General features: G+C 70.5%; 2 protein-coding genes. Both read right to left on the bottom strand.

Features of this window, described 5'->3' with window-relative positions; genetic code table 11:
• Window positions 1–6: 6 nt before the first annotated feature.
• On the bottom strand, window positions 7–789 hold the full coding sequence (locus NGR01S_RS03095) for an FkbM family methyltransferase (RefSeq protein WP_063034633.1): 783 nt from the start codon (window positions 787–789) through the stop codon (window positions 7–9).
• Complete coding sequence (locus NGR01S_RS03100) at window positions 783–25226, bottom strand: non-ribosomal peptide synthetase (RefSeq protein WP_063034634.1); 24444 nt, start codon at window positions 25224–25226, stop codon at window positions 783–785. The genes NGR01S_RS03095 and NGR01S_RS03100 overlap by 7 nt, the downstream gene beginning before the upstream one ends.
• Window positions 25227–25631 lie beyond the last annotated feature (405 nt).

Genomic DNA, 25631 nt, shown 5'->3' on the forward strand with positions numbered 1-25631 from the left:
TGGGGATCACGCGGCTCGGCTCGCGTAGACCTCGTACAGATCGGTGCCGCGCAGGCTCGGATCCTGCCGGATCCAGGTGGTCAGCCCGTGAATACTCAGCAGCTCGCGGAACTCTGTCAGGCGCCCGGCGGCGTCGTGCACCTCCGCCACCACCGTGCGTATCCGCGGCCAGTCCCGCGCGGCGACGCCCCGCAGCACATCGAGTTCCGCTCGTTCCACATCGACCTTCAGCACCCCGATCTCGGCATCCGGCCCGTGTTCGTCCAGGATCGCCGATACCGTCGTCACTTCGACCTCGATCTGTTCGCCCTGATGCAGTCCGGCGGTGATGAGTTCGATCGCCTCGTCGTCGAGACCGCTGTTGCGCAGGAATACCCGGGTGGCCTCGTCGTCCTCGGCGCGATCGGCATACAGGCCCGAGTTGGCCGGAGCCTGCGGATACCAGGTGAGTGGAAGGATACCGGGCGCGGCGCCGACCGCGGTCCGCACGGCTACGGCGTGCGGGACATGGGCATTCAGATTGCTCTGCAAGCAGCGGAACGTCGCCGGTACGGGTTCGGCCGCGAGCACCCGGGCGCCGGGACAGATATCGGCGAACAGCATCGCGGCCAGACCGATGTTCGCGCCGATATCGAGGACGAGGTCCCCCGGTCGTAGCCGGGCGGCGGCCTGCCGGTAGAAACCGGTCGCCGAGGTGATCTCACCCCAGAGGAATCGCGCCTCCGCCGGGCTCGGGCAGTCGACCACTCTGCCGTCGTCGAGTTTCAGCGTCTGTTGCGTGTTCAGCATTGCGCTACGGCCCTTTCTATTACCGCACCGACAACGGTCAGTGCCTCGGGATGGCTCAGCTCGAGGTGCCGGACATCGACCACCCGGTTGTGGATCTCCCCGGTCACATAGCGTCGCCACGAGCGGGCCAGCGCGTCGTGATCGGAGTGGTCCTTTCCGGCGGTGAAGAAGTACAGGTCGCCGTCGAAGACCCCCGGCCGGTACCGGTCGGCGATCCCCGCGGCGGTCTCGAAACTCGTCATGACGCGGTCCACCTGTTCGGCGGTGAACATCGCGGTGCCGAGTACTTGCTCTCGGACGACCGCCCAGGCCTGCTCGTGGGTGTCGGCACGGACGTCGTCGCCGAGATCGAACAGCTCACGCCAGCCGCCGAGCAGATCCGCCATCAACCGTCCCGGTGGCCCATCGCCGGCCGCCTCCGGCGCCGCGGCATCACCGGACAGCTCCACGGCGCTGTCCAGCAGCGCCAGCAGCCCGACTTCCGCGCCCGCGCGCCGGAGCCGGACCGCCACGGCATGCGCGATCTGCCCGCCGAGCGACCAGCCGAGCAGGTGGTACGGCCCGTCCGGCTGAACCCGGCGGATTTCGCTCACATAGCGGCCGGCCAGCTCGTCCACCGATTCCGCCGGCGGCTCACCGGCCACCACATGCGGATCCTGCAGACCGTAGACCGGACGCTCCGCGTGCACGTGCTCGACGAGACCGCCGTAGAACCAGGCCAGCCCACCCGCCGGATGCACACAGAACAGCGGCGGCTCGGAACCGCTCGCCCGCAGCGGCAGCAGCACCTGCAGACCCGATCCGCCCTCGGCCTCGTCGGCCCGGCGGGCCAAGGCCTCCGGTGTGGCGTCGTCGAACATCCACGGCAGCGCGATCGTCACCCCGCGCGCCTTCAGTTCGCGCACCACCATGGTGGCCAGCAGCGAGTTGCCGCCCAGATCGAAGAACCCGTCCGAGACTCCGACGGGCCCGACGCCCAGTACCTCGGCGTACACCTCGCTGATCGCCTTCTCCGTGCCCGTCCGGGGGGCGACGAATTCGCTCGCGGCATTGCCGGGATCCGGTGCGGGCAGAGCCGTGCGGTCGAGTTTGCCGTTGACCGTCAACGGCAGATCGGGCAGCACCGTGATGGCCGCGGGCACCATATAGCCGGTCAGCACCTCGGCGGCCGTCGCCCGGATCGCGGCCGGATCGAGCTGCGCGTCCTCGGCGGCCACCACGTAACCGATCAGCTGGTCTATCCCGTGCCCGGGCCGGTGCACGGCGGCCGCGGCGCGCACGACACCGGGATGCCGGAGCAGCGCCGTTTCGACCTCGCCCAATTCGATGCGGTAGCCGCGCAGCTGGATCTGGGCGTCGACGCGGCCGAGATAGCGCAGTGCGAGTCCGTGCTCGCCGTCCTGCCACCGGCCGATATCGCCGGACCGGTAGAGCCGGGCCCCGGCCGGCCCGTACGGGTTCGCCACGAACCGGCCCGCCGTCGTCGCGGGAGCGCCCAGGTAGCCGCGCGCGAGCTGTCCTCCGGCCACATAGATCTCACCGGGCACGCCGACGGGCACCGGGCGCAGGCGCTCGTCGAGTACATAGACCCGCATACCCGGCAGCGGCGTACCGATCCCCGCGCTTTCGGGTCCGGTGACCTCACCGAATGTCACATGCACGGTGGTCTCGGTGATCCCGTACATATTGATCAGCCGGGGCGATCCGGGCGCGTGGGCCGCGAACCAGCCGGCCAGCCGCGCCGCGTCCAACGCCTCACCGCCGAACACCACATACCGCAGCGCGAGTTCGGGCCCGCCACGACCGGCGGCACGGCGCTCCCGGTCCGCCTCGGCGAATCCGTAGAACGCCGACGGTGTCTGGCTCAGGACCGTCACCCCTTCTCGGGCGACCAGGTCGGCGAAGGCCTCCGGCGAACGGGACACCTCGTAGTCGACCACGACCAGCCGGCCACCGGTCAGCAGCGCGCCCCACATCTCCCAGACCGCGAAATCGAAAGCGTAGGAATGGAACAGGGTCCACACATCGCCGGGACCGAAATCGAAACGGCCGGGCACTTCGGTGAACAGGGTGACGGCTTCGCGGTGGCTCACCGTCACGCCTTTGGGGCGGCCCGTGGAGCCCGACGTGTAGATCACGTACGCCGTGTTGTCCGGCCGGGCGACCGACAACACCGGAGCCGGCACCGCGGCGGCTGTCGCGCAGTCCTCCACGAGCAGCACCGGAGCCGGGACCTCGGGCACCGCCGATACCGTCCGCGCCGAGGCGAGCACCGCCACCGGGCGGGCATCGTCGAGCACGAACCGCAACCGTTGCTCCGGATAGGCCACATCCAGCGGCAGATATCCGGCACCGGTGCGCACCACGGCCAGCAGGGCGGCGACCAGATCCACCGAACGGGACAGAGCCACGGCCACCAGCGTTTCCGGACCCGCCCCGCATTCGGCCAATCGGGCGGCGATCAGACCGGCGCGCCGATCCAGCTCCGCGTAGGTCAGCGCCGAGCGGCCGTCGGTCACCGCGACGGAATCGGGCCGCTCCGTGACCCGCGCCGCGAACAGGTGCGCCAGAGTCGTCTCGGGGACCGCCGTACCGGTGGGTCCGGCCGCGTCCAGCAGCGCGCGCCGCTGCGCGGTGTCGAGGAGGTCGATATCACCGACGACGACCTTCGGATCCGCCGTCACCTCCGCGAGGATCCGCATATAGGCCCGCGCGAACCGGTGCATCGTCGCCGCGACGAACAGGTCCGTCGCGAAGGTGAGCCGGCCCACGAGACCGCCCGGACGGCCCGCCTCGTCGAACCGTTCCGCGAGCTTCACGTTCAGATCCGCCTGTGCCTGTTCGAAACCGTCCTCGACCGGTTCGACGGTGAGACCGGGCAGCCGGACCGCGGCCCGGCTCAGGTTCTGGACATCAAGTGTCACCTGGTAGAGCGGGAGATGCGCGGTAGACCGCGGGGGGTTCAGCGCCTCCACGACCTGTTCGAACGGTACGTCCGCATGTGCCAGCGCGGCGAGATCGGTTTCCCGGATATCGGCGAGCAGTTCGGCGAACGTCTGCCGCGACGCGACTCGCGACCGCAGCACCAGCGTATTGACGAACATGCCGATCAGGTCGTCGAGTTCCCGCACCCCACGACCGGCCACCGGGGTTCCGATCGCGATATCGCCGACTCCGGACAGCCGCGCCAGCAGGATCGACAGCGCGGCGTGCAACACCATGAAAACTGTCGCGTTACCGGCGCGGGCCGCCGCGACGATCCGGGCGTGCAACTCCGCGGAGATCTCGAACTCGACGGCGCGCCCGCGCAGCGACGCCACCGGTGGCCGGGGCAGATCGGTGGGCAACTCGAGCAGTTCGGGCATTCCGCCGAGGGTCTGCTTCCAGAATCGCAGTTGCCGCGATACCAGCGAGTCCGGATCGTGCTCGGCACCGAGGATCTCGTGCTGCCACAGCGCGTAGTCGGCGTACTGGACCGGCAGCGGCGGCCAGTGCGGTGCACTGCCCTGCCTGCTCGCCTCGTACGCCACCGCCACGTCACGGGCGAGCGGCAGCATGGACTGCCCGTCCGCGCAGATGTGGTGGACGGTGATCATCAGCACGTGGTCGCGCTCGCCCAGTTCGAACAGCTCGATCCGCAGCGGCGGTGCCTGGGTCACGTCGAAACCGGTGGTGAACGCGGCGACGGCCCGCCGCATCAGCTGATCCTCGGCCACCGGTACCGGCCGCAGCTCCGGCACGGCCTCGGCGGCCGGGACCACCAGTTGATACGGGACACCCTCGGCCATGGGGAACGCGGTGCGCAGTGCTTCGTGGCGTTCGACGACCAGGGCGCAGGCCCGGCGCAGCGCGTCGATATCGAGCTCCCCGGTCAGCCTGATCACCAGGGGGATGTTGTAGGCGCCCACCGAGGTGTCGAATTGGTTGAGGAACCACATCCGCTGCTGGGCCGGGGACAGCGGTACCCGCGCGGGCCGGGCCCGCGCCACCAGCGGTGCCCGGTGCGCGCGGTCGAGACCGGTCAGCTGCGCGGCCAGCTCGGCTACCGTCGGCGCCTCGAACAGCTCGCGGACACCGACCCGCGCCCCGGTGGCGGCGCTCAACTGGGCCGCTGCCCGGGTCGCCGACAGCGAGTTACCGCCCAGCTCGAAGAAGCTGTCCGCGGCCCCCACCTCGTCGAGGTCCAGGACGCGGGCGAAGACGTCCGCCACCGCCCGCTCGGCGTCGGTACCCGGAGCGACCCACGCGCGGCGGGCGCCGAATTCGGGTGCCGGGAGAGCGAGGCGGTCGAGTTTGCCGCTCGTGGTGAGCGGCAGCGCGGGCAGCAGGGTCAGCGCCTCGGGCACCATATGCGCCGGCAACCGGTCGCGCACGGCCGCCCGCACCGCCGCGAGGTCCACCGAGGCGGCACCGGCGAGATATCCGGCGAGGCGCTCACGCCCCCGCTCGTCAGGCCGCAGGACGACGACGGCCCGGTCGACACCGGGACAGCCGGCGAGGACACTTTCGATCTCGCCGAGTTCGATGCGCTGGCCACGGATCTTGACCTGGAAATCCCGGCGGCCGAGGTACTCCAGCGTGCGGTCGTGGGTCCAGCGCACGAGGTCACCGGTGCGGTACATACGTGTTCCCGGCGCCCCGAACGGGTTCGCCACGAACGCTCCGGCCGTGGTTACCGGCCGGCTCGGATATCCGCGCGCCAGTTGTACGCCCGCGAGATACAGCTCTCCTGTCACACCGGGTGGTACCGGTCGCAACCAGGCATCCAGCACGACCGCGTCCACCCCGCGCAGCGGCTCGCCGATCGTCACCGCGGCGCCGGGGCGCAGCGGTCCGCTCATACAGGCCAGAATCGTGGTCTCGGTGGGTCCGTACACGTTCAGCAGGCGTCTGCCCGGCGCCCAGACGGCCACCGTCTCCGGCGGCACCACCTCACCACCCGCCAGCAGCACCCGCAGGGAATCCAGGCCTTCCGGGGACAGTGTCGCCAGCACACTCGGGGTCAGGAAGGCGTGCGATATTCGCTGTGTACGGATCAGTTCGGCCAGTTCGGCGCCCGCGTACACCTCCGGCGGCGGCAGCACCAGCACCGCGCCGTTGCTGTGCGCCAGCAATATTTCGAGGATCAGGGCGTCGAACCCGGGCGCGGAACCCTGCAACACCCGCGACCCGCTGTCGGCGGCGAGTCGTTTCCGCTGCTCGGCAGCGAAATTCGCCAGGCCCTCGTGCGTCACCGCCACGCCCTTGGGCACGCCGGTGGAGCCCGATGTGTAGATCACATACGCCGTATCCCGGAGATGCGGTGTGCGCACGAGGTCCGCGTCGAGTATCCGACCGGACGGGTATTCCGCGAGGTAAGCCCAGGTCTCCGGGTCGTCGAGGACCATCGGCCACACCGAATCCGGCAGCGACCCGCGCGCGGATCCGCTCGTCAGCGCGATCCGGATATTCGCGTGTTCGACCATGAGCGCTATCCGTTCCGCAGGGTTGCGGGTATCGACCGGTACGAGCGCGGCACCCGTTTTCGTCACCGCCCACAGGCCGACCACGAACTCCACCGACCGGGGCAGCGCCAGCGCCACCCGGTCGCCCGGGCCGACGCCCCGGTCGATCAACTTCCGTGCCAAGCGGTCGGACCGGTCCGCCAGTTCGGCGTAGGAGACCGTCTGCCCGTCCGAGATCAGCGCCGCCGCCGCGGGGTCGCGGGCCGCCCCCGCCGCGAGCAGTTCCGACAGCGAACGCGGTGCCTCGGCGCTGCCGCCCGAGGCCGGCACCAGATCCGCCCGTTCGCCGGCCGACAGCAGATCGATCGCCCCGAGCGGTCTGTCCGCAGCACCGGCGATCGCGTGCAGCACGCGGGCCAGCCGGGCCGCGATATCGGCCGCCGTCCGAGCGTCGACCCGGGCGCGCTGATAGCGGACCCGGACATGCAGTTCGTCGGTCTGGTGTGCCTGGACCAGCAGCGGATAGTGCGCGGCGTCGCGGCCCTCGGCCGAGAGCACCCGCATCCCGTCGATATCGGTATCGCCCAGACCCCTGCTGTCGACCGGATAGGACTCGAAGACCACCAGGGTGTCGAACAGATGCGGACTGTTCGCGGCGGCGGTGATCGCGGACAGTTCGAGATAGTGGTGGTCGAGCAGCCGGGTGTTGTCGGCCTGCAGGCGGGCCAGCAGCTCGGCGACGGTCCGCGTGCGGGTCACGTCCACCGATACCGGGATCGTATTGATGAACAGCCCGATCATCGACTCCACACCGGGCAGGTCGGCGGGACGGCCGGAGACGGTGCTGCCGAAGACCACGCGTTCGGTGCCCAGCAGGTTGCCCAACACCACCGCCCAGGAGAACTGGACGATAGTGGCCATCGTGACCGCGTGCTCCCGGACGAACTCGGTCAGCCGCGCGGTGGTGGCGTGTTCGAGAACGACCGGCAGATCGACCGGTACATCGGCGACGGTCGCGGTATGCGGGTCGGTGATCAGGGTGGGTTCGACCGACTCACCGAGAGCCGCACGCCACACCTGAATACCGGCCTCGTGATCGCGTTCCGCCAGCCACACCAGATAGTCGCGGTAGGACGCTGCGGCCGGCAGCAGATCGGTCCGGTCGTCCACCGCGTAGAGACCGATCAGCTCCCGGCACAGCAGCGGCAGCGACCAGCCGTCGAGCAGCAGGTGGTGCGCCGTCAGCACCAGCCGGACATCCCCCGGGCCCACCGTGACCGCGAGAAAACGCAGCAGCGGCGGATCCGCGGGGTCGAACACCACGGCCCGTTCGGCTTCGATCAACCGGTCGAGTTCGGCGGTGTCCCCGCCGGTCTCGGCGCGGTGCCAGCGCAGCGCCACGGCGGCGGGAACGACCTGTGCTGCCACGCCCTCGGCCGTTCGGGTGAAGGCCGCGCGCAGGTTCGGATGCCGGTCGAGCAGCGCTCGCGCGGCCCGTTCGAGCCGGTCCTGGTCGACCGTGCCCGCCAGGGTCAGCACCGATTGGGCGGTGTAGACGTCCAGTTCACCGGCGGCGAATTCGGCGTGGAAGAGCAGGCCCGCCTGGAGCGGCGCCAGCGACCACACATCGGTGAGCGGGCCGTAGCGGTCGGCGAAGACGTCCAGATCGGTCCGCCCGACCGCGACGAGCGGAACATCGGCGGGGCACAGGCCCCAGTCGTCGTCGCTACGTGCCGCGGCGGCGATCTCGCGGACGGCATCCAACCAGTCCTCGGCCAGTTCGGCGACCTCCGCGCGGTCCAGCAACCGCGCGGCGTAGCCGATCTGCGCCGACAGCACGGGGCCCGCCGCGGTCTCGGCCGTGTGCACATCGATCGTGATCACCGCCGCCGCGGGCATATCCGGATCGAACGCGCCGCGCCGGTCGAACTCCTCCCCTGTCGGCACCCAGGGCAGTCCCGACAGGGCGGCGAGATCGACACCGGCCCGGCCGAGATTGTTGAAGGCGATCTGCGGCTCCGGTGCGCCTGCCAGCCGCTCCCCGGCGACCGGGTCGAGGTAGCGCAGCAGGCCGTAGCCGATCCCCTTGTCCGGGATAGCCCGCAACTGTTGCTTGACCGCTTTCACCGCGGTACGCAGATCACCGGCGTCGACCGGATCCAGCGCGACCGGGTAGGCGCTGGTGAACCAGCCCACGGTACGGGACAGGTCGGCACCGGGGACCAGCTGCTCCTCGCGGCCGTGGCCCTCGAGCAGGATTTTCGCACCGCGGTGGGTGCTGCCGCGGCGTGCGCGCCAGCGAGCCAGGGCGACCGTCAGTCCCGCGAGCAGTGCGTCGTCCACCGTGGCGCGGGCGGCTCCGGGCACTACCTCGAGCAGCACTCTGGTGATCTCGGCCGGCAGGGATACCTCCAGCTGCCGGACCGTCGCCTGGGTGTCCACGGCCGGATCGAGCGCCGCCCGGCCCAGTAGCGGGTCGGGGGCCGCGCTCATCCGCTGCCACAGGTCGAATTCGCCGGTCCGATCCGCCGCCGCTTCGGTCAGGGCGTGTGCCCAGCGGCGCATGGAGGTGCCCGGGGCGGGCAGGTCCACCGCCCGGCCCGCGACGATCTGCTGCCAGGCGGTCGCGAAATCGGGGAGCAGGATGCGCCACGAGACGCCGTCCACGGCCAGGTGGTGGATGACGACAAGGGCCCGGCCCTCCGCTTCGACTCCCGCCGCGGGCACCAGGCAGACCACCTGCACGACCCGTCCGGCGTCCGGATCGAGACGTGCGGTGGCCGCGGCCAGCGCGGCCTCGGCCACCGCGGTGAAACCGGCACCACCCGGCGCCTCCTCGGCCCGGAAAGTCTGCACGAGAACGGTTTCCGCGGCCTCGATCGAACCGGCCGGCAGCACCCGCAGACAGCCGTCGCGCAGTCGGCAGCGGAGCATATCGTGCCGGTCCAGCAGCGCCTGCACCGTCGCGGTGACCTCGGCGATGCCGGCGTCGCCGGGCAGCCGCACCAGCATCGACTGGGCGAATCCCCGGGCCGCGCCGAGGCGTGCACCGAACCAGGCCACGATCGGCGTACTCGGGATATCTCCTACGCCGCCGCCGGGCAGTTCGGCGAGCGTCGCCCGGCTCGTGGTCGCGGCGGCCTGCGCGAGGGCCCGGACGGTTCGGCGTTCGAAGATATCCCGGGCCCGGAGGACCACCCCCGCGGCCTGCAGCCGCGCGGCCAGCTGGATCGACATGATGGAATCGCCGCCCAACGCGAAGAACGACGTGGTCGCCCCCACCGACGGCACCCCGAGCACCTCCGCGAACGCCGCCGCGACAGTGCGTTCCATATCGGTGGCCGGTGCGACCGTGTCCGCCTCACGCACCTCGAGTACGGGTTCGGGCAGCGCCTTACGGTCCACCTTGCCGGTCGGGGCGAGCGGCATCCGGTCCAGGACGGTGATCGTCGCGGGCAGCATATGGGCCGGCAGCACACCCGCGAGCCGGTCCAGCACCGCGGTCGCAGCGAGTTCCGCGCCGGGCTCACCCACGAGATAGGCAGCGAGCAGCGACCGGCCTTCCGGGCCCGGCCGGGCGACCGTGACGGCCGAAGCGACACCGGGCTGCGCGAGCAACGCGGCATCGATCTCGCCGAGTTCGATGCGCTGGCCGCGGATCTTGATCTGGAAATCGCTGCGGCCGACATATTCCAGCGTATGGTCCGCAGTCCAGCGCACGATATCGCCGGTCCGATACATGCGCGTTCCCGGGCCGCCGTATGGATTCGCCACGAACGCGTGCGCGGTCGGCGTCGGTCGATTCAGATATCCCCGCGCCAGCCCCGGGCCCGCCACATACAACTCACCCGCCACCCCGACCGGCACCGGCCGCAACCGGGCGTCCAGAACGACGGCCTGCGCGCCGTGGATCGGGCCACCGATATCGATCGGGCCACCGGCACGCACCGGCGCGCTCGTGGTGATGACGATCGTCGCCTCGGTCGGACCGTAGATATTGTGCAGCCGGCGCCCCGGCGCCCAGGTCGCGACCAGCTCCGCCGGCACCCGCTCACCGCCGACCGCCAGCACCCGCACCGACTCCAGATCGGCGGGCGATACCGTCGCCAGCACACTCGGCGTCAGGAATGCATGCGATACCCGGTGGTCGCGGATGAGCCGGCCCAGTTCCGCGCCACCGAAGACATCCGGCGGCGAGATCACCAGCGCGGCGCCCGCCGCACAGGCCATCAGTGCCTCGAGCAGTACCGCGTCGAATGCCGGTGCCGCGACGTGCAGCACCCGTGCGGTCCGGTCCACCCGGTAACGCATCCGCTGAGCGGTGGCGAAGTTCGCGAGCCCCTCATGGGTGACCACCACCCCCTTCGGCGTGCCGGTGGAACCGGAGGTGTAGATCAGATACGCCGTATCCCCGATCCGGGCCCGCCGCGGCACGACCGAACTCGCGGAAAGACCCTGCCGACCAGCGATTTCGGCGGCTGTGGCCGGATCGTCGAGTACCGACCACTCGACCCCGTCCGGCAGCGCACCGACCGCGGCCGCGACCGTGAGTCCGAAGGCGATACCGGCGTCGGCGATCAGCTGGGCCATCCGCTCCCGCGGGTACCGCAGATCCACCGGAACGAAGGCGGCGCCGGTCCGGGAGATCGCCCACATGGCGATCTGATAGTCCACCGAACGAGGTACCGCCAGCGCGATATGGACGCCGGGACCCGCGCCGCGCGCCACCAGATGGCCGGCCAGCAGGTCGGCGCGCCGGTAGAGTTCGGCGTAGGTCAGGGTTTCGCTCTCGCCGATCAGCGCGACCTGCGCAGGGTGCGCGGCGACCGCCGCGGCCAGCAGATCCGGCAGCAGGCACGGGATTTCGGTCGCGGGGCCCACCGCCGGTACCAGCTCTTCGGCTTCCGTCGCGGTGAGCAGATCGATATCACCGACCGCCCGGGCCGGGTCGCCGGTGACCGATTCGAGGATCCGCACGAACCGGTCGGCGAGCGCCTGCGCGGTGCGGTCCGCGAAAAGATCGGTGGCGTAGACGATCTCCCCGTCGATACCCTCGGGCCGATCGCCGTCGACCCGCTCGTCCAGCAGTACGGTGAGATCGGTTTTGGCCTGCGCGATCCCGGGGTCGAGCAGTGTGACGTCCACATCCGGCAGCTCGAACCGCGCCGGCCCGGTGTTCTGCAGTCCGAACATCACCTGGTACAGCGGTGTGTACGCGGTGGACCGGGGACGATCGAGCACATCGACGAGCCGTTCATAGGCGATATCGGCATGCGCGAGGGCGGCCGCGTCGATATCGCGCACCTCCGCGAGCAGTGCGCGGAACGACCGGTCCTCGTCGATCCGGGTGCGCAGCACCACGGTGTTGACGAACATGCCGACCAGGTCGTCGAGCGCCTCGTGGCCCCGGCCCGCGACCGGCGTACCGACCGAGATATCGTCGGTGTGCGCCGTCCGGGCGAGCAGGATCGCCAGCGCCGCGTGCAGTACCACGAAGGTCGTCACGCCCTCCGCCCGCGCCAATCGCACGATGGCGTCGTGCAGCCGCGGCGGGATACCGAAGCGCACGCTGCCACCGGCCGTGGTGATCGTGGCCGGGCGCGGGCGGTCGGTCGGCAGATTCAGCAGTTCCGGGCTGTCGCCGAGCACGCCCGTCCAGTAGGCGATCTGCCGGGAGATCAGTGAATCGGGGTCGTTCTCGGCGCCCAGGCGCTCGCGCTGCCACAGCGCGTAGTCGCCGTACTGGACCGCTATCGGTTCCCACTGCGGCGGCTGCCGGCGCGTCCGGGCCGTATAAGCGGTGAACACGTCCCGGGCCAGCACCGGCATCGAGGCACCGTCGGCGGCGATATGGTGCGCGACCAGGACCAGTGCGTATTCCCCGGCCGCGGTGCGGTACAACCCGGCCCGGACGGGCACCGAAACCGCGACATCGAAGCCGGTTTCGGCGATCCGCCGGATCCGGTCGGCCAGTTCGCTGTCGTCGGCGACCGATTCGGCCTCCGGCAGCAGCGCGGACCCGGCGGCCGGGGTATCCAGGACGACCTGGCACGGTTCGCCGTCCACCAGGGGGTAGATCGTCCGCAACGGCTCGTGTCGCAGGGTCACGTCCCGGAAAGCGGCCCGCAGCGCGGCGAGATCGAGCGTACCGCCGAGCCGGGCCGCGAAACAGATGTTGTACGCGGCGGACCCGGTGTCGTACTGGTTGAGGAACCACATCCGGCGCTGCGCCGCCGCCAGCGGGACGGCGTCCGGGCGCTCGCGCGCCGTGAGCGGGAGGGCGGTGCCGCGGGTGCGGGTGGTGAGCCGTTGCGCCAGGCCGGCGATCGTCGGCTCGTCGAAGATATCGCGGATACCGACCTCGACACCCAGTGCCGCTTCGGCACGGGCGGCGATCCGCGCGGCCGACAGTGAGTCGACACCGATCTCGAACAGATCCGCTGTCACGCTCACCTGCTCGGTTCCGGTCAGGCCGGCGACGATACGCGCCAGCGCGGTTTCCCGCTCGGTACGCGGGGCCACGTATTCGGCCCGGTCCTCGAATACCGGCCGGGGCAGCGCCGCCCGGTCCACCTTGCCGTTGGCGGTGAGCGGGATCGCCGCCAGGATCTGTACGGCGGCCGGCACCAGGTAGGCCGGCAGCGTCCGCGCGAGCCGGTCGCGCAGCTCGCGGCCCGTGGGCTCGGCGCCGGGGACGAGCGTCACGTAGCCGGCGATCCGGTCCGTCGTGGCGACGACGACCGCCCGGGCGACTTCCGGCAGCGCGCACAGCGCGGCCTCGATCTCGCCGGGTTCCACCCGCTGCCCGCGCACCTTCACCTGGAAATCGCCGCGCCCCGCGAACTCCAGATCACCGGACCTCGTCCAGCGGACCAGGTCGCCGGTGCGGTACAGCCGCTCCCCCGAGGCGCCGAATGGGTGCGCGACGAACGCGGCGCAGGTGAGGCCGGGGCGGCCGTGGTACCCGCGGGCCGTCTGCACACCCGAGACGTAGAGTTCGCCGGTCACGCCGAATGGAACAGGTCGCAGCCGGGAATCCAGGACGTACCCGCGCATACCGGCGACCGGCCGCCCGATCGGGACGGTCGCGCGGGGGCTATCCCCGGGCACGCACGGATGGCTGGTGACGACCTCGGCCTCGGCCGGCCCGTACCAGTTCACGACCTCGGCATTGCCGAATACGCGCGCAGACTCGTCGACGGTGCGCTGGGCCAGTGCTTCACCGGCGACGAACACCCGGCGGACCGACGGCAAGGGCGCCGCGGTGGTGTCGAGCAGGACATCGAGCATCGACGGAACGAAATGCGCTGTGCTGATCCCGTATTCGGCGATGATCTTCGCCAGGTAGGCCGGGTCGCGGTGGCCGTCCGGAGCGGCGATCACGAGCTGCGCGCCGGTCTGCAACGGCCAGAACAGTTCCCACACCGCGATATCGAAGGTGATCGGTGTCTTGTACAGGACCACATCGGATCCGTCGTGCGGCCACTGCCGCTGCGCCCAGGCCAGCTGCGCCACGGTCGCGGCGTGGGTCAGGGCGACCCCCTTCGGGAGGCCGGTGGAACCGGAGGTGAACAGCACATAGGCCGCGTTGTCCGGGCGCAGCGGCGCCCGGCGGTCCGCGTCGGTGAGCGGGGTGTCGCCGTAGCCGGACAGGTCGGTCCGGTCGATCACCTCGGTGGCGTACTCCGCCGGCAGCTCCGCTGCGTCCGCGGAGGTGGTCACCACCAGGACGGGCCGGGCCGCGGCGAGCACACGGCCGATCCGCGCGGCCGGATGGTCCGGGTCGATCGGGAGGAACGCGGCCCCGGTCTTGAGCACCGCGTAGAGCGCGGTGACGAGGTCGACCGACCGGCGGACCGCTACGGCCACAACGGCTTCCGGGGCGGCGCCGCGGTCGGTCAGCCGGCGGGCGAGCCGGTTCACCCGGCGGTCGAAATCCCGGTAGGTCGATACGGCACCGGCCGGATCGCGCAGCGCCGGCGCGGCCGGGGTGCGGGCCACCTGGTCGTCGAAGAGATCGACCAGGGTCCGGCCGGCGACGACGGGCCCGCCGGTGGCGTTCCACCGGTGCAGCAGCACGGTCCGATCGGCCTCGTCGAGCAGGTCGATATCGCCGACCGCCAGGAGCGGATCGGCCGCCGCTGCTTCGAGCACGCGGACGAACTGGGCGGCGAACCGCGCGGCGGTGTCCGCGTCGAACAGGTCGGTGGCGTAGGTGAGGCGCAGCGTCATACCGACCGGCTCGTGGTGGGGGCCGTGGCCCTCCGACATCATCAGCAGCAGATCGTAGATCGCGGCCTCGTCGCCGGGATCGAGATCGTCCACGGTGAGATCCGGCAGTTCGACATGGGCCCGGTCCATGTTCTGATAGGCGAGCATCACCTGGAACAGCGGCGTATGCGCGTCCGAACGCACCGGATTCAACGCTTCCACCAGCTGCTCGAACGGCACGGTAGCGTGGTCGTAGGCCTCGATATCGGCCCGCCGAACCTCTTCCAGGAGCTCCCGGAAGCTCCGGTCCGGCGTGACCCGGGTCCGCATCACCAGGGTGTTGACGAACATACCCACCAGACCGTCGAGCGCGCGGTGACCGCGGCCCGCGTGCGGCACTCCGAGGGTGATGTCGTCGCCACCGGAGAGCCGGGCCAGCAGGACCGCCAGCGCCGTATGCGCCACCATGAACGTCGTGGCGCCGCTGCGGCGCGCCAGCGTCTGCACCCGCCGGTGCAGGTCACCGGGGATCGTGACCTGCACGAACGCGCCGCGCTGGGTTCGGCGCGGCGGCCGCGGCCGATCGGTCGGCAGATCCAGGACATCGGGGATTCCGGCGAGCCGGGTGCGCCAGTAGGCGATCTCACGTGCACCGCGCGACCGTGGATCGTCCGGCGCTCCGAGCACCTCACGCTGCCAGAGCGCGAAATCGGCGAACTGGACCGGCAGCGGCGCCCACTCCGGCCGGCCGCCCAGGGAACGCGCCCGGTAGGCGGTCATCAGATCGGCGGCCAGCGGGGCCACCGAGAAACCGTCACAGCTGATGTGATGCGCGGACAGCGCGAGCACCCATACCGATTCGGAGAGCTGGAAGAGCGCGACCCGCAGGGGCACAGCCGCGGCCACATCGAAGGTACGGCCGAAGAACTCCGCCAGCCGCCGCGGCAGTTCGCATGCGGCGATCGGTTCCGGGACGAGATCCCCCGGCGCGGCGGCCTCCTCGACCGGGAGCACCACCTGGGCCGGAACACCATCCACGGCCGGGTAGACGGTCCGCAGACTCTCGTGCCGCTCGACCACATCGCCGACGGCCGCCGTGAGCGCCCCGACATCGAGGACCCCGTCGAGCCGGATCGCCAGCGGGACGATATATCCGGCGGCCGCCGGATCGAATTGGTTGAGGAACCACATCCGGGTCTGCGCCGGCGAGAGCGGTACCCGCTCCGGGCGCGGACGGGGCGCGGGCGCCGGGAGGCCGGGTACCTCGCGCAACCGGGTGATGCGCGCGGCGAGGTCGGCAACGGTGGGCGCCTCGAAGATCACCCGGACCGCGACGGTGACCTCGAGGATATCGCCGATCCGGCTCAGCGCCCGCGTCGCGAGCAGCGAATTACCGCCCAGTTCGAAGAAATCGTCCAGGGCGCCGATCTCCGGCAGAGCGAGCAACTCGCCGAAGACATCCGCCACCGTCCGCTCGACCAGGCCGCGCGGCTCCCGGAACTCGGCCGCGCGCAGGGCCGGGTCCGGGGCCGGCAGCGCCCGATGGTCGACCTTGCCGTTCGCGGTGAGCGGGATCGAATCGATCCGGATCACGGTGGCCGGAACCATATAGGCGGGCAGCCGTTCCCGCAGCGACGCGCGGATCTCCTGGGTGTCACAGGACGGTGGCGCGACCACATGGGCGACCAGGCGCTGTTCGCCGTGCTCGATACGTACCTGTACCACCGCGGCATCCACCGCGGCGTGGGCCACCAGCGCGGCCTCGATCTCGCCCGGTTCGATCCGCAGACCGCGCAGCTTCACCTGGGTATCGGCTCGGCCCACGTAGCACAGGCTGCCGGTGGTATCCCAGCGCACCAGGTCACCGGTGCGATACAACCTGGCGCCGGTGCCCGAGGGGTCGGCGACGAAGGTGGCCGAGGTCAGGGCCGGCCGTTCGTGATACCCGCGGGCCAGCTGCACCCCACCCAGGTACAGCTCGCCCGTGACACCGTCCGGGACCGGACGCAGCCGGGTGTCCAGCACCCGGACCACCACATTCGCCTCGGGTACGCCGATCGGCACGGCGGCGCCGGAGACCTCTTCGACACGGTGGGAGGTGACGCTGACCGCGGCCTCGGTCGGCCCGTACAGATTGTCGATCCGCGCGGTACCGAACTCGGTGCAGCGCCGGACGGTCTCGGCCGGCAGCGCCTCACCGATGCACAGGATGCGCCGCAGGTCCGGGAGTTCGCGGCCCTGCGCGGTGGCCAGGAACGCGGCGAGCAGCGACGGTACGAAATCGACCGTCGTGACCCGGTGTTCGGCCAGCAACCGGCCCAGCACCCTGGGGTCACGGTGCGCGTCGGCGTCCGCGACCACCAGCGCGGCACCACATGCGGCCGCGGCGAACAGTTCCCACACCGACAGGTCGAAGGTCACCGGCGTACGCCAGATCAGTACATCGGAATCGTCGAGGCCGTAGTGGTCGCGCAGCCAGCACAGCTGGTTCACCACCGCGCGGTGCGGGATGGCGACGCCCTTGGGCACACCGGTCGAGCCGGAGGTGTAGACGACGTAGGCCAGATCGTCGGGATGCAGTGGCCGGGTGCGGTCCGCGTCGGTGATCGGTGCCGGATCGAGGGTGGCCGAGAGCGATTCCGAGATCGGCCACCGCGGCACCTCCGGCGGCAGGTCCACGTCGTCGTCCCGGGTGAGTACGGCGATCGGCCGGGCGGTCGCGCAGACCGAGCGGAGCCGGTCGACCGGGTGTTCCGGATCCAGGGGCAGATACGCAGCCCCGGCGGCGTGGATCGCGTACAGGCCGGTGAGCAGGTCGACGCAGCGGTGCATGGCGACCGCCACCACCGTACCCGGCCCCACGCCACGGCCGATGAGAGCGCGGGCCAGCCGGTTCACCCGCTGTCCGAAGTCTGCGTAGTCCAGTCGTTCGCCGGTCGCGGCGTCGATGACAGCCGGATGCCGCGGGGTGGCGGTGACCTGGGCCGTGAACAGCTCCGCTACCGTCGCCGGGCCGGTGACGGTGCGCGGGCCGGCCGACCGCTCGGCCAGCGCCTGCCGTTCGGTCGCGGTCAGCAGGTCTATATCGCCGACGGGCGCGGCGGGATCGGCGAGGACCGCGCGCAACAGCGACTGGTAGCGGTCGAATATCGACCGGATCGACGACTCGTCGAACAGGTCGGTGGCATACCCGAATTCGACCGCCATTCCGGCGGTGCCACCGCCGGTGGACAAAGTGTCGACCAGGTTCAGGTGCAGATCGTATTTGGCCACGGCCGGATCGATCATCCGGGTCGTGACCGTGAGCCCGTCGATCCGCACGGCCGGAATCTCGATGTTCTGGAACGAGAACCCCACCTGGGTCAACGGCGCATGTGCCGTCGATCGCGGTGGATTGAGCACCTCGACCAGCCGTTCGAACGGGATATCGGCATTCTCGAACGCGGCCAGATCCGCGGCACGGACCCGGTCGAGAACCGCGGCGAACGAGGCACCGGGCGCGACCCGGGTCCGCAGCACCAGCGTATTGACGAACATACCGACCAGGCCGTCGAGGCCGGGTTCACCGCGTCCGGCGATCGGTGTCCCGACGGCGATATCACCGGTCCCGGACAGCCGGGCCAGCAGGACAGCGTAGGCGGCGTGCATCACCATGAACACGGTCGTGTCGTGGCGGCGGGCCAGCGCGACCACCTCGCGATGGAGATCCGCGGACAGCGTGGTGGAGTACGTGGCGCCGCGGAAGCTCTGCCGGGCCGGGCGCGGCCGGTCGGTGGGCAGGTCGAGCACCTCGGGCAGTTCGGCGAGGGCCGAGCGCCAGTACTCGGTCTGCGCGACCGTGGGGCTGTGCGGATCGTCCTCGGTGCCGAGCAGTTCCCGTTGCCACAGCGTGTAATCGGCGTACTGCACGGGCAACGGTGCCCACTGCGGCTCGTGACCACTGCGCCGGGCCCGGTAGGCGGTCATCAGATCCGCGGCGAGCGGGGCGAGCGACGAGCCGTCGAAGCTGATGTGGTGGACGACCAGGACCAGGGTGTGGTCGTCGGCCGCACTGCGCAGCAGCGTGATCCGGAAGGGGACCTCTCGGGTGACGTCGAAGCCGACCGCGGTCGCCGCGGCGATCCGCGCCTCGACCATGTCGGCCGCCACCGGTACCGGTTCCAGCGGCGGGCAGGCGTCCGCCACCGGCACGATCACCTGGTGGGGTCCGCTGTCGCTGTCCGGGTAGCGGGTGCGCAGCGCTTCGTGCCGGGCGAGCACATCGGCGACCGCCTTCTGTACGGTCGCCACCTCGAGGTCGCCTGACAGGCGCAGCACCAGCGGAATGTTGTACAGCGGCGACGCCGTGTCGAAACGATTGAGGAACCACATCCGGGTCTGAGCCGGCGACAGCGGGATCCGCTCCGGACGGTGCTGCGGGACCAGTGGTGGCCGGCCGGCGGGGGCGCTCGTACGCAACCGGTCGGCCAGGGCCGCGACGGTCGGTGCGTCGAACACCGTGCGCAGTGCGATATCCACACCGAATTCGGCGCTCAACCGGCCGGCGACCCGGGTGGCCGACAGCGAGTTACCGCCCAGGTCGAAGAAGCTGTCGAACGCGCCCACACGCTCGATACCGAGTACCTCCGCGCACACCCGCGCCACGGTCTGTTCCACGCTGTCCCGCGGCGCGACGAATTCCGTGGTCGCCACACCGAACACCGGCTCGGGCAGCGCGGCGCGATCGATCTTGCCGACCGGTGAGAGCGGCAGTCGGTCGAGTACCAGTACGGATTCCGGGACCATATGCGCCGGCAGTCGCTGCGCGGTGTACGCCAGCAGTTCGGCGGTATCCACCCCATCGCCCGCGGGTACCACGTAGGCGGCCAGCCGGGCACCGTGTTCGCCGCCGACACCCACCACATGCGCGACCGATATCGCCGGGTGCGCCGCGAGGGCGGCCTCGATCTCGCCCAGTTCGATGCGCTGGCCGCGGATCTTGACCTGGAAGTCGGTGCGGCCGGCGTATTCCAGCGTCCCCTCGGTGGTCCAGCGCACCAGGTCACCGGTGCGGTACATCCGAGTACCGGACGGCCCGAAGGGCGCGGCCACGAACGCGGCGGCCGTGGCCGCGGGCCGCCGCAGGTATCCGCGGGCCAGTTGGACACCGGAGACGAACAGCTGCCCCGTCACGCCGACCGGAACCGGCCGTAATCCCGCATCGAGGACCACGGCGTCGATCCCGCGGATCGGTCCGCCGATCGTCACCCGGTCGCCCACCGACAAGGGATCGCTGATCGCGACCATGATGGTGGTCTCGGTCGGACCGTATCCGTTGAACAATTCGCGACCGGGCGCCCACGTCGCCACCGTCTCGGCCGGGACCGCCTCACCACCGGCCACCAGCACCCGCAGGGAGTCCAGACCCGCCGGTGACATCGTCGCCAGCACACTCGGTGTCACGAACGCGTGCGAGACCTGCCGGGCACGGATGAGTTCCGCCAGTTCCGCGCCGGCGAAGACATCCGACGGTGCGACGACGAGCGCGGCACCGTTGGCATGCGCCATCAGCAGTTCCAGCACGACCGCGTCGAACCCGGGCGCCGACAGCTGCAAGATCCGCGCGGACGGGTCCACCCGGTAGCGCTCGCGCTGTTCGGCGGCGAAGTTCGCCAGACCCTCGTGCGTCACCGCGACGCCCTTGGGCGTACCGGTCGATCCCGAGGTGTACAGCACGTACGCCGTATCGAGCACCCGGCCGCGCCGAATCCGTTCCCGGTCGGTCACCGGTGCCGTCGATCGGGCGTCGAGCGCGGCCGCGGTGTCCGGATCGTCGAGTACCAGCTGTCCAATGGACTCGGGCAACAGTGCCCGGGTGGATTCGACCGTCACCGCCATCCGGACCGCGGCGTCGCCGAGCATCACCGCGATCCGTTCGACCGGATTCCGCGGGTCCATCGGGACGAACGCCGCGCCGGTCGCTGCCACCGCCCGGATACCTGCCACGAATTCCACCGAACGTCCCAGCACGAGCGCGACGTGGTCACCGGGACCCACACCACGCGCGATGAGCTCACGGGCCACCCGGTTCGACCACGCGTCCAGTTCGCCGTAGGTCACCGTCCGGTCGTCCGCGATCACCGCCACCGCGTCGCTGTCCGCTACCGCCAGTATCTCGGCCAGGAGTCGCGGCGCCGTCGCCGGCGCGCCCACGGCCGGGACCAGCCCGTCCCGTTCGGCGGCGGAGAGCACATCCACCGCCCCGACCCGGATGCCCGGATCCGCCACGACCGCGTCGAGTACCCGGTTCAGCCGGGCCGCGAATTCCGCGACCGTGCGCCGGTCGAACAGATCGGTCGCGTAGTCGACGCGCAAGGCGACATCGCCACCGGCGGAGGCGTTTTCCGCCACGGTGACCACGAGGTCCACCTTCGCCGTCGCCGCCCCCGGGTCCAGGACCTCCACGGTGAGACCGGGCAGTTCCAGAGCAGGCCGGTCCATGTTCTCGAAGGCCAGATACACCTGGCACAGCGGGGCGTACGCGGCCGACCATCGGGGGTCGACCTCCTCCACGATCCGCTCGTAGGGCAGATCGCTGTTGGCGAAACCGTCCACATCGACAGCCCGCACCCGCGCCAGGAAGTCGGCGAACGATTCGCCCGGACGGACCTCGGTACGCAACGGCACGGTATTGACGAACATCCCGATGAGCGGCTCCAGCGTGGGCTCGCCGCGGCCGGCCACGGCGGTGCCGACGGTGATGTCGCCGGAGCCCGACAGCCGGGCGAGCAGTACGGCGAGCGCGGCGTGCACGACCATGAAGGCGGTGACGTTCGCCGACCGGGCCAGCCCCTCGATCCCGCGGAATACCTCGGCCGGGATCACCGTCTCGGTGCGGTCGCCGCGCAGCGACCGCTGGGCCGGCCGGGGCCGGTCGGCGGGCAGCTCCAGTACCGGCGGCTTACCGGCCAATTGCGCTGTCCAATAGTTCAGCCGGCGGGCTGCCGGCGACTCCGGATCCGCCTCGTCCCCGAGCAGTTCGCGATGCCAGAGGCTGTAATCGGCGTACTGCACCCGCAACGGCTGCCAGTCCGGCGTCTTGCCCTGCACCCTGGCCTCGTAGGCGGTCGCGAGATCGGCCGACAGCGGCCGCAGCGATGACCCGTCACAGCAGATGTGATGCAGGACGACGGCCAGGACGTGCCGGCGCCGGTCGGCGGAAGCGAACAGGGCGCTGCGCAGCGGCGGCCGTACGCTCACATCGAAACCCCGCGCCGCGAGTTCCCGGATCCGGTGCGCGAGCACCTTCTCGTCCGCGGTCTCGGGACGCAGGTCCAGTCCGGCGATCACCTCCTCGGCCGGCCGGACGACCTGGGACCCCGCACCCTCGACGGCCGGGTACACGGTGCGCAGTGCCTCGTGCCGCTCCAGGACATCGGTGAGCGCGGTCCGCAGCGCCGCCACATCGAGGTGGCCGGTCAGCTGCACCACCAGCGGGATGTTGTACGCCGCCGAATCCGGGTCGACCTGGTTGAGCAGCCACATCCGGTTCTGGGCGGGGGACAGCGGAAGCGGGTCCACCCGCGGCAGGGCGCGCAGGGCGGGCCGGGCCGGACGGTGTGCGGCCGCGATACGCGCCGCGAGTCCGGCGACGGTCGGTGCACCGAACAGGTCACGCACCGAGACCTCGCAGCGGGTCAGTTCGCCGATCCGGACGGCGGCGCCGGTCGCGGTGAGCGAATTACCACCCAGCGCGAAGAAATCGTCCAGGACGCCGACGCGTTCGATGCCGAGGACATCGGCGAACACGTCGGCGATGGTTTCCTCGATCACCGTGCCCGGCGCGACATAGGCCGCGGCCGAATCGAATACCGGCTCGGGCAGGGCCCGGTGATCGATCTTGCCGTTCGCGGTCAACGGCAGTTCGGGCAGCACCACGACACTCGCCGGCACCATGTACTCCGGCAGGACACCGGCCACCCGCTCGCGCAGGGCATCGCCGATACCGGCGCCCGGATCGCCCACCGGCACCACATAGGCCACCAGCCGCGCCGCCTCCGTACCGGGCCGATGGACGACCGCGACCGCTGTCGCCACCGTGCTGTCGGCCAGCAGCACATTTCGTATCTCGTCGAGTTCGATCCGGAACCCGCGCAATTGGACCTGCTGATCGGCCCGGCCGCGATACTCCAATTCGCCCCGATGGTTCCAGCGGGCGACATCCCCACTGCGATAGAGTCGCGCCCCCGGTGCGCCGAACGGGTCGGCCACGAAACGGGCCGCGCTCAGCGCGGGCCGGCCGAGATATCCGCGCGCGAGCTGCGCCCCCGCAACATAGATCTCACCCCAGGCCCCCAGCGGTGCCGGGCGCAACCGCTCGTCCAGTACGTAGGTGCGCAAGCCCGGCAGGGCCGTGCCGATCGCGCTCGCGGCACCAGGCACCGCGATATCCGGGGTCAGCGGCAGGTAGGTCACGAACACGGTGGTCTCGGTGATCCCGTAGCTGTTGGCCACGACCGGCACCCGCGGATCGTGCTCGTACCAGGCGGCCAGCCCCGCCGGATCCAGACGTTCCCCGGACAGGATCACCGACCGCAACACCAACGGCCCCTCGGCTTCCCCACCGGCCGCGTACCGCTCCCGTGCGGCCGCGAACTGCTGGAAGGCCGAAGGGGTTTGGTTGAAAACGGTCACCTGCTCACGCGCCACCAGGCGTACGACCTCGTCGGGCGCCCGGGTGGTCGCAGTGTCCACCACGACAAGACGGCCCCCGGAGACCAGCGGTCCGAAGATCTCCCACACCGAATAGTCGAACGCGAAGGAGTGGAACAGCGTCCACACATCGCCCGGCCGGACCCCGATCTCGGCGCAGGCGTTGATCAGGTAGGACGCCACCGCGCGGTGGCCGATCGGCACGCCTTTCGGGCGACCGGTCGAGCCGGAGGTGTAGATGACGTAGGCGATATTGTCCGGCCGCAGCGGGCCGGACCGTTCGGCATCGGTGACCGGCGAACTGTCGCCGTCGAATCCGGTACGGTCGCCGAACACGATGATCCGGTGGGGATCGCCCGGAACACTCTCGCGCAGTTCGGGCTTCGTGACAACCAGTACCGGCCCGGCATCGGCGAGCACGTACTCGAGCCGGTCGGCGGGGTGGGCGATATCCAGGGGCAGATACCCGGCCCCCGATTTCAGCACGGCCAGGGTGGCGACGATCAGATCCACGTCCCGCGGCATCGCGACGGCAACCAGGGTTTCCGGCCCCGCGCCGCGCGCGATGAGGGTGCGGGCGAACCGATTGGACCGTTCGTCCAGCTCTCGATAGGTCAGGGCGATCGAACCGCAGGTCACGGCGACCGCGGCGGGGGTTACCGCGGCCCGGGCGGTCAGCAGGCCGACCAATGTCGTTTCCGCGACCGCGCCGTCACGGCCCGCCAGGTCGCCGACAACACGCTGCTCTTCAGCCGAATCGACGAGCGGAATATCCAGGACGGGGGTGTCCAGGGGCGATTCCAGCAATCGTTGCAGGAATTCGACGAACCGCGAGGTGTGCAGTTCGAGTTCGTCCCGGCTGTACAGATTCGGATTACCGTGCAGTTCGAGCAGGAGGGGCCCGTCGGCACCGGGACGGTAGAGGTTCAGTTGCAGATCGTCGAGCGCGCCGGAAGTGAGAGCGCGATAACGCCCGACGGCGGATCCGAGGCGGATCTCGCTGTCGAAGAACAAGATATTGACGACCGGACCGAACGAATTCGCCGCCGTATCGGCGATATTCGTATCGCGGCGCATATCTTCGAAACGGTAGAGCTGATGCCGGATCGCGGAAACGAGCTCGGATACCGCCGCACCGACCACCTCCGCGACCGTGGTCCGCGGGGTCAGCGCGAACCGGATCGGCACCATATTCGCCAGCATGGCGGCGGCGTGCCGCAGGCGGCGGGTCACCCGGCCGCTCACCGGCATCGACAGCACCACATCGTCGGAACCGGTCATCCTGGCCAGGAACGCGGCGAACGCCGCGACGACCACCTGTGCGGGCGAGGCGCGCTGGTGCTCGGCGAACCGCTCCAGCAGGTCGGACAGCCGGTCCGGCAGCTGCCGGCCGGCGACCTCATCGTTATCGCTCCAGCGCGCGGCGCGCCCCGAAAGACTCACCGCTGCCGGGAGACCGGAGGTCTTCTCGCGCCAGTACGCCCGATCGGATTCGAAGCGCGGACTCGCGTGGTACGCGCGATCGGCCTCGGCGATCTCCCGCAGGTCCGCCGCTACCAGCGGCGGGGGCTGTCTCCCCTCGATGATCGCGTTGTAGTGCTCGCTGACCCGACCCATGACATTGAACGCGCCGTATCCGTCGATGATCAGATGGTGTGCGCGCGCGTACCACAGGTACCGCTGCTCGCCGATTCTGATGAGTTTGCCGACGGCCAGCCGGTCCCGGCCGAGATCGACGGCTTTGGTGCCGTAGTCGCGGCGCATCCACTCCATGGCCGCGGCGTATGGGTCGTCGGCGTGGGACAGATCCAGCAGGGCATCGGCATAGGTGATAGTGCGATCCACGAATTGGTAGGGACGACCGTCGTATTCGACCACCCGCACGACGAGCGATTCGGTTTCCCGCCCAGCGATATTGACCGCCTCGGTGAACAGGTCGATATCGATATCACCCTCGATATCGACGTAATGCGCGATATTGACGTTCGGCCTGCCCGGAAGATTGTCGGCCAGCCACATGCTGTACTGCGCCCGGGACAACGGGATGAGATCCGGTTCGTGGTCGACAGCCGTGGCCGATCTCGAATTCATCTTCCGACCTTCCGCTCAGACTCGGAGGCACCGGAGCGCGGCAGAAAACGCCCCCTGCTGCGCTCGAAGCCTGGGTACGACTTCGTCGTGACGAAGCGGTGTTCACGCCCCTGCCACGCGAACACCTTTTAAGAGCAAACAGCTATCAGATCGTGCGACGGACAATCTATGCACACGTCCGCGCGCTATGCAACCGGCTCCGGCGTTTTGCCCGTTGACGCGCCGACCACCCGCGATCCCGATCCACGGGCATCGGCTGGGCATCCGCGCGCCGCGGTTCGACTCCAGTTCGCCGGGAGACAGATTCGGCGATGGCCCTCCGCGACGGGGTCGAAGATCCGGCGCGCGAGCCGCCCGCGCCGGATCTCCCCCAGAAATAGATGGCCACCGGCCGTTCACCCGGCC

Source organism: Nocardia grenadensis NBRC 108939 (genome assembly GCF_001613445.1).
GTDB lineage: Bacteria > Actinomycetota > Actinomycetes > Mycobacteriales > Mycobacteriaceae > Nocardia > Nocardia grenadensis.